Source organism: Hydrogenophaga sp. (genome assembly GCF_028698005.1).
GTDB lineage: Bacteria > Pseudomonadota > Gammaproteobacteria > Burkholderiales > Burkholderiaceae_C > Hydrogenophaga.
The window spans coordinates 1-6,502 of record NZ_JAQVEJ010000165.1 but is presented as its reverse complement, the minus strand read 5'-3'; the positions used below and the strand labels follow the sequence as shown (position 1 = coordinate 6,502).

Below are 6,502 nucleotides of genomic sequence, written 5' to 3'. Positions count from 1 at the left end.
TGGCCCACCTGTGGCTGGTGCCGAACCCGCCGCACAACCCCCAGGGGGACTTCGGGCTCTCACCCGAGGGGTTGGCGCTCAACACCGCGGAGGGCGAGCGCTGGACCTTCAGCACCATCGCGCTGTACCGGCGCGCCCTGTTCGAGCCGCCCTGGTGCACCATCCTGCCCGGCAACCCCCAGGGCACGGCCTCACCGCTGGCGACGCTGCTGCGCCACGCCATGGACGCCGGCCGCGTCAGCGCCGAGGTCTATGCCGGCGGCTGGACCGACGTCGGCACGCCCGAGCGGCTGGCGCAGCTCAACGCCTGATCCTGCCTCCGCCGCGATGCAGCGCCCGGCGCATGGTCACGGGCGTGGCGGCCCAACTGCCAGGCGGGGCGCCGGCGCGGCGCGCGCGCATCCGCTAAGCTGTGCACATGCAAGCCTCTGAACCCCACCTGCAGCGCCGCGCACGCCTCGCGGCCCAGCTCGGCCCCGGTGGCATCGCCATCGTGCCGACCGCCCCCGAACGCACGCGCAACCGCGACAGCGACTACCTGTTCCGCGCCGACAGCTACTTCCTGTACCTGACCGGCTTCACCGAGCCCAATGCCTGCCTGGTGATCACGGACGACGGGCGCAGCACGCTGTTCTGCCAGCCCAAGGACCTGGAGCGCGAGATCTGGGACGGCATCCGCCTGGGCCCGCAAGCAGCGCCGGCCGCGCTGGGCGTGGACGAGGCCTGGCCGATCGACGAGCTCGACCAGCGCCTGCCGCGCCTGCTGGAAAACCGCGGCACCGTCTGGTATCCGTTCGCCACACACCCCGGACTGGAGGGCCGCATCGACGGCTGGCTGCAGAAGGTGCGCGCGCGCGTGCGCTTTGGTGCCCTGTGCCCCGAGAGCCAGCGCGACCTGTGCAGCCTGCTCGACGAGATGCGCCTGGTCAAGGACGGGCACGAGATTGCGATCATGAAGCGCGCCGCGCAGATCAGCGCGCAGGCGCACATCCGCGCCATGCAACGCAGCGCGCGCATGATCCGCGCGGGCGAGGAGGTGCGCGAGTACCACCTGGACGCCGAGCTGCTGCACGAGTTCCGGCAGCACGGCTCGCAGTACCCGGCCTACAGCTCCATCGTCGCGGCCGGTGCCAATGCCTGCGTGCTGCACTACCGTGCCGACACCGCCCCCGTGCGCGACGGCGAGCTGGTGCTCATCGACGCCGGCTGCGAGCTCGACGGCTATGCCAGCGACATCACGCGCACCTTCCCGGCGGGCGGGCGCTTCAGTGGTCCGCAGCGGGCGCTGTACGACCTGGTGCTGGCCAGCCAGGAGGCCGCCGTGGCCGCCACGCGGCCCGGTGCGCGCTTCAACGACCCGCACGAGGCCACGGTGAAGGTGCTCGCGCAGGGCATGCTCGACCTGGGCCTGCTCAACAAGGACAACGTGGGTACGCTGGACGACGTGATCGCCAACCGCGCGTATTTCCGCTTCTACATGCACCGTACCGGCCACTGGCTGGGCCTGGACGTGCACGACTGCGGCAGCTACGTCGAGCCCACCGAGCTGGGCCGGGCCAGCGAGCGGCGCGACCCGCTCAGCGGCGAGCTCATCAAGGACCGCCCCAGCCGCATCCTGCGCCCCGGCATGGTCACCACCATCGAGCCGGGCATTTACGTGCGCCCGGCCGAGGACGTGCCCGAGATGTACTGGAACATCGGCATCCGCATCGAGGACGACGCGGTGGTGACCGAGGACGGCTGCGAGCTGATCACGCGCGGCGTGCCGGTGCTGGCCGACGAGATCGAGCACCTGATGCAGGGCTGACGCACGCCGGCGCGGAGCAGGCGCCGTCCCACCGGACAACGCCGTCCGGCGGGCCGTTGCGCCATTTTTTTGCCACGCCACTATAAATGCCAACGATAATCGTTATCATTCGTAAATCATAGCCAGCCACGGTTGCCAGCCGGTGCTCGCCCGTCCAGGGCGCCCATCCGGACAGGACCTGAAGCCAGCGAAGAACCCACCCCTTCCTGACCTCCATGAGTCCTCGCAGCCTGCGCGCGTGGAGCTGGGTGCATACCTGGAGCGGCCTGATCAGCACGATCTTCCTGCTGCTGCTGTGCATCACCGGCCTGCCACTGATCTTCCACCACGAAATCGGCCACCTGCTCGGCACCGAAGTCGAGGCCCCCGCCATGGCGGAGGACACACCCAAGACCAGTGTCGACCGCATGATGGCCGCGGCCAACGCCCGGCACCCCGACCGCATCGTCCAGTACGCCATCCCCGACGAGGACGACGACAACATCTGGTTTTTCACGCTCACGCCCACGCCGGCGCCGACGGAAGATTTCCGTTCGGTCGCGGTTGATGCCCGCACCGCCGACGTGCTGGCGCAGCCGCGCTTCGACGAAGGCTTCATGTGGGTGATGCTCAAGCTGCACGTCGACCTGTTTGCGGGTCTGGCGGGCAAGCTGTTCCTCGGCTTCATGGGGCTGCTGATGCTGGTGGCCATCGTCAGCGGCGTGGTGCTGTACGCACCCTTCATGCGCCGGCTGCGCTTCGGCGAGGTGCGGCGCCAGCGCTCCACGCGCCTGAAGTGGCTCGACCTGCACAACCTGCTGGGGGTCGTCACCCTCGTGTGGGCCTTCGTGGTCGGCGGCACCGGCATGATCAACACGTGGGCGGACCTGCTCATCAAATACTGGCAGTACAGCGAGGTCTCCACCCTGCTGGCCCCGTACCAGGGTCAGCCCGTCACGCCGGTGGCCGAGCGCGCCTCGCTGCAACGCGCCTACGACGCCGCGCGCGAGCATGTGCCCGGCACCACCCTGTCGTTCGTGGCCTTTCCGGGCACCGCCTTCTCCAGCCCGCACCACTTCACCTTCTTCCTGCGCGGCAACACGCCGCTGACAGCGCGCCTGCTCAAGCCGGTGCTGGTCGATGCCCGCACGGCGGAAGTCACGGCGGCGCCGTCGATGCCCTGGTATCTCACCGCGCTGCTGGTGTCGCAGCCGCTGCACTTCGGCGACTACGGCGGCCGCCCCATGCAGATCCTGTGGGCGCTGCTGGACATCGTGACCATCGTCGTGCTGGGCAGCGGCCTGTACCTCTGGTTCGAGCGGCGCCGGGTGCGGCGCCCGGCCACCGCCGACCTGCCGGCCGACAGCGAACCCCGGCCCGCCCTGGCGCGCTCGACGGAGGCCATGCCATGAGCCTCTGGCAGATCTTCCGCTGGCCCTTCCTCATCGGGCTGCTGAGCCTGACCGGCCTGATCACCGGCCTGGTCTCCGACGACTGGGGCGATGCCGTGGCCGCGATCGGCCTGGGCATCCCGACCCTCATCAGTGCCTGGGCGCTGCTGCCCCGCGCGCCGCGTTGAACAGGCGCCGTCCGCCTCTCCTGTTTCCCGTCCTTTCAACAAAAGCCATGAAGATCCGCTTCCAATGTCACCCCGTGGCCGCCGCCAGCACCCTGCTGGTGGCCAGCCTGTGCTTCCAGCCCCCGGCCCTGGCGCAGACAGCGCCCGCCGATGTCACCGCCGACACGCCCGCGCTCGCCAGCATCGTGGTCAAGACCAAACGCGAGCATCGCGTGTCCAAGGGCGCGACCCACCTGCCCATGGAGATCAAGGACACGCCCCAGTCGATCAGCACCCTCGACCGCGAAACGCTGCGCGACTTCGGCGTGACCGACAGCAACGACGCGCTTGAGTGGGGCACCGGCCTGGTCGTCGACCGCTGGGAAACCAACCGCACCTCGTACAGTTCGCGCGGTTTCGACGTGATGCTCACGCAGATCGACGGCCTGGGCATGTCCAACGACTGGGGCCTGGTGGTCGGCCAGCAGGACACCTACCTGTTCGAGAAGATCGAGCTGGTGCGCGGTGCCAACGGCCTGCTCACGGGCGTGGGCAATGCCTCGGGCACCATCAACTACGTGCGCAAGCGCCCCACCAACAAGGACGGCGGCGAGGCGCTGCTCACCCTCGGCTCGCACAACCAGCAGCGCGTGGCGCTGGACTACAACAAGGTGCTCACGCAGGACGGCAAGTGGGCCGGGCGCCTCGTGGTGGTCAACGAGGACAAGGACTCCCACCTGCGCGCGCTCAACGACAGGCGCACCGCGATCTACGGTGTGGTCGAAGGCCAGATAGGTCTCGACGGCGTGCTGACCATCGGCATGACGCACCAGGACAACAAGCAGCGCTCGCCCATGTGGGGCTCGCTCACGCTGCCCTATGCGGACGGCACGCTCGCCGATTTCGACGTTTCGGCCTCCACCGCCCAAGACTGGACGCGCTGGAACACGCGCAGCCAGAGCGCCTTCGTGGAATACACCCACATGCTCTCGCCCGAATGGGAAGCCAAGCTCACCTACAACCATGCCGAGGGACGCGAGAACACGCGGCTGTTCTATGCCTACACGGCCACCGGCCACCTCAACGGCGACAACACCGGCCTCATCGGCTGGCCCTACCGTGGCGAGTCCAGGTCCAGCAGCGACATCCTCGACCTGAGCCTCACGGGCCGCCTCCATGCCTTCGGCCGCCAGCACGAGACCATCTTCGGCCTCAGCCACTCGAAGCAGGACGGCCTGTCCTACGCCTTCCCGGGCGGTTCCTTCCCCGTGCTGCCGGCCTTCCCGTACCCGGGTGACGTCTATCCCGAGCCCGCCTGGGGCGACAGGTACGAAAGCGCCAACGGCGACCAGACCCTCACGCGCGTGTATGCCGCGGGCCGCTTCGCGCTCAGCGACAGGCTCAAGGGCGTCGTCGGCATGAACGCGATCAAGCTCAGGCGTGACGGTTCCGCCATCTACGGCGGCGGCACCAACCTCGACAACGAGGCGACCGACAAGGTCAGCCCCTACGTCGGCGCCACCTTCGACCTGACGCCCGACGCGCTGCTGTACGCCTCGTACTCCGACATCTTCCAGGCCCAGGACCAGCGCGACGTCCACGGCGCGTACCTCAAGCCGATGAAGGGCGTCAACGCCGAGGCCGGCGTGAAGGCCGAATGGCTCGACCGCAAGCTGCTGACCTCGTTCGCCGTGTTCAGCGCCGAGCAGCGCGGCATCGCCACCATCGCGGGCTTCGATCCGGTCGCGCAATCGAATTTCTACCAGCCCAAGGACGTGAGGGCGCGCGGCTTCGAGGTCGAAGTCACCGGCCGTGTCGGCGCCGACACCAACATCGGCGCCGGCTTCACCTCGCTCAAGCTCACGGGCCCGGACGGCAACCGGATCTACGAATGGGTGCCGCGCCGCACGCTGAAGGTGCGCGCCGACACCCGCATCGCCGCCATGCCGCAACTGCGCGTGGGCGCCGGTGTGCGCTGGCAGTCGGACGTCTACAAGGACGGCGGCGCCCGGCAGGACAGCTACGCGCTCGCCGATGCCTTCGCCGCCTACGAGCTCACGCCGGCCGCCACCCTGCGCCTGAACGTCTACAACCTGACCGACAAGAAGTACCTGCGCTCCGTCCAATATGGCGCGATCTACGGCGCGCCACGCACCGTCGCGCTGACGCTGGACTACAAGCTCTGACCGGACCGCCGCAGCCACCCCGGATGGCCAAAGGCCTTCAGGGGATGGTCGCGAAGCGGAAGCCGGATCGCGCACGCCCGGGCCTCAGAATGTTTGTGGCCTGAATTTATTGAAATAGAATTATTCTCATTTCCACTACAAGGAACCGTCGCAGCATGAAAACCAACGCCATTGCCGCCACCGTGCTGGCACTCTCGACCCTGGCCCTGTCGCCGACCGGTGCCCTGGCGGCCGGCCCTGCCACGGCCGCCGCCGCGTCGGTCATCGACCACAAGGCCGTGGCCCGGCACTACGCTGCGCTCGTGCACGCCAACTACAGCGATACCCTGGCCGCAGCCAAGGACATGCAGGCCGCCATCCAGGCCTTCGTCGCGACCCCGTCGGCCGACGGGCTGGACAAGGCCCGCCAGGCCTGGCGCGACGCGCGCGAGTTCTACGGCCAGACCGAGGCGTTCCGCTTCTACGGCGGCCCCATCGACGACGACAACGGCCCCGAAGGCCAGCTCAACGCCTGGCCGCTGGACGAGGCCTATGTCGACTATGTCGAGGGCAAGCCCGAGGCCGGTCTGGTCAACGACAGGAAGCTCAAGATCACCAAGGCCAACCTCGCCAAGTTCAACGAACGCGGCGGCGAGGAGAACATCAGCGCCGGCTGGCACGCGATCGAGTTTCTGCTCTGGGGCCAGGACATGAGCGAGACCGGCCCGGGCAACCGTTCCTTCGAGGACTACGTGGACGGTAAGAAGCCAAACGCCGACCGCCGCCGCCAGTACCTCACGGTCGCCACCGAGATGCTGATTGACGACCTCTCCGGGTTGGTCAAGGCCTGGGAGCCAGGCAAGACGAACAACTACCGCGCCCGCTTCGAAAAGGGCGGCAAGGAGTCGGTCCGCAAGATCCTTGTCGGCCTGGGTTCGCTCTCGCGCGGTGAGCTGGCCGGCGAACGTATGGAAGTGGCGCTGAATTCGCAGG

5 protein-coding genes and 1 pseudogene are annotated in these 6,502 nt (G+C 68.5%); all 6 read left to right on the top strand.

The window, feature by feature from the left end; genetic code table 11:
* Nucleotides 1-311: pseudogene (locus tag PHQ87_RS13555) on the top strand (nucleotidyltransferase family protein); the annotation flags it as partial.
* 107 nt (nt 312-418) lie between these two features.
* Nucleotides 419-1,807 carry an aminopeptidase P N-terminal domain-containing protein gene (locus PHQ87_RS13550; RefSeq protein WP_300235357.1) on the top strand — a complete coding sequence of 463 codons (1,389 nt, stop codon included), beginning with the start codon at nt 419-421 and terminating at the stop codon, nt 1,805-1,807.
* A gap of 215 nt (nt 1,808-2,022) precedes the next feature.
* Nucleotides 2,023-3,198 (top strand): PepSY domain-containing protein, encoded by a 1,176-nt coding sequence (locus PHQ87_RS13545; RefSeq protein WP_300235354.1) that lies wholly within the window; start codon nt 2,023-2,025, stop codon nt 3,196-3,198.
* Nucleotides 3,195-3,365 (top strand): hypothetical protein, encoded by a 171-nt coding sequence (locus PHQ87_RS13540; RefSeq protein ID WP_300235351.1) that lies wholly within the window; start codon nt 3,195-3,197, stop codon nt 3,363-3,365. The genes PHQ87_RS13545 and PHQ87_RS13540 overlap by 4 nt, the downstream gene beginning before the upstream one ends.
* A gap of 47 nt (nt 3,366-3,412) precedes the next feature.
* Nucleotides 3,413-5,530, top strand: coding sequence for a TonB-dependent siderophore receptor (locus PHQ87_RS13535; RefSeq protein ID WP_300235348.1), 2,118 nt, complete (start codon nt 3,413-3,415; stop codon nt 5,528-5,530).
* Between the two features lie 155 nt (nt 5,531-5,685).
* A partial coding sequence (locus PHQ87_RS13530; RefSeq protein ID WP_300235345.1) for an imelysin family protein occupies nt 5,686-6,502 on the top strand: 817 nt, incomplete at its 3' end.